The sequence below is a fragment of the Oleiphilus sp. HI0125 genome (assembly GCF_001635355.1).
In genome coordinates this window covers 1-1,618 of the sequence record NZ_LWGF01000737.1, presented here as the reverse complement: position 1 = coordinate 1,618, position 1,618 = coordinate 1, and the positions used below count along the sequence as shown (strand labels likewise).

At 39.9% G+C, this 1,618-nt stretch carries 1 protein-coding gene and 1 pseudogene; both read right to left on the bottom strand.

Translation table 11 applies throughout. From position 1 onward, the window contains the following. Positions 1 to 422, bottom strand: a pseudogene (locus A3762_RS11110) (hypothetical protein); the annotation flags it as partial. Between the two features lie 179 nt (positions 423 to 601). Continuing rightward, on the bottom strand, positions 602 to 1,441 hold the full coding sequence (locus A3762_RS11105; protein WP_068501177.1) for a sterol desaturase family protein: 840 nt from the start codon (positions 1,439 to 1,441) through the stop codon (positions 602 to 604). Positions 1,442 to 1,618: the final 177 nt, after the last annotated feature.

Here is a 1,618-nt window from a genome sequence, read left to right as displayed (position 1 = left end):
TCAAATTGGTTTTGCCATAACAACACAGCATCGCAAGCACCACTCTTTAAGCATTGTTCTGCGGCCCAAAGTGCATCATTTTTTTGCTTAGGTTGGATCAATAAGATCTTACTCACATCAAAATTTTGATGATGAAAAAACTCAGCGCATAACACGCCAGGGGGATTGATAAAAACCAATAAACGCGTGTCATTATTCTTGCTCTGCTCCTTTAATATCCTTGATGAAAGAAACCTTAATTCACCAATGCCTACCTGACTTTCAATACTCACGACCCCTGTTTCAGGAAACCCGCCTGCTAATTTCTCATCAAAAACGGCATAGCCAGACGAAGCCAATACGGGGCTTGATGGTTGCTCACGCCCTTGCCATAGCAATCGTTTTTGCTGCAAAACATCGACTAAATTAATTAAATCACTCATTACTAAACACCTGTATATACATACAGTATATAGTTTAAATTTAATTACTGGCAAGCCCAAAAATGTTACAGATTTTGTTTTGATGAGAGATTGTTATTGAGGTAGCTATGCCCCGTTCAAAAATACGCAGACATAAAAAAACCCGCTCAATGAGCGGGTTTTATCGTTTACCACAAGGCTTAACGTAGAGTTCCAGAGAAACGATATAAGGCTGAATTTTTCTCTTCTTCTGTTTGACGCCAGCCATACCGCTTTGGCGGCTCAAGCTCGATCACACGTGTTCCCCAGAACAACCAGTCATACAGCGACAAAACGTTTTGCAAATTCTTACCAGAGTTACGCCCGCGTGCATGGTGGTGGTGATGCTGATTCGGAAAAGTAAATACATGTGCTAATGCGTAAGCAATTTTGCGTACGATAGGATTCTTATGGTTCAAGAAATACAGATCATATTGCCAGTTTGTATGAACATGTAGCGTCCAAACGCCTTTAAAGATCATGCCGTACACAAACACTTCTGTTAACCCTAAATACAAGGCAATAAAACTAAACCAAATGTTTGGCATGACGAACCAGTATGTCCAACCTTCAACAAAGTTTTGCCCGACAGTTAAACGAGCTTTCTCATCGTCATTGCCGATCAAGTGATGTGGACGGTGTGCGGTACGAAACAGCTTATGCAGGAACTGCATTGGTCGAGTTTTAGGTGTTCGACTATGCGCAAACCAATGGCCCAGACCATGAAAAAACTCTTCTAGCATGATGAATGCTAGCAATGTTGGCCAAAAATATTGTTCATCTAAAAAGGATAACGATCCCGCTAAAGGCGCCATCCAAAACCCTGCCAGACCAAATACCATTAACATGACTAATGGACGTTGTATCAAGGCAATAGCCCCCGCGCAAATAGCAATCATCTTATAATCAGTTTTACTCAGAATTCCTTTTTTATAGTTGCCCGTTGCCCACTCATAAATAATGAACAACACTAAAAAAATGCTCGTTACTATCGTTTCCATAAGTCTTTCCTACGCTTATTTCCTGCATTGATCCCATAATCAGGATCGAATGAACTGTCACCAATTAAACATAATGATAAGCAAGGCCTTGTTATTGATCTAATGGATTTATAATATTTAGGTTATATGAAATATAGATAATCAAGATTCAAGGTGCACAAGATATGCAACGTCATT

Excerpts from the sequence above, each read along its gene's own strand:
- A3762_RS11105 (WP_068501177.1), bottom strand. The coding sequence starts at position 1,441 with ATGGAAACGATAGTAACGAGCATTTTTTTAGTGTTGTTCATTATTTAT.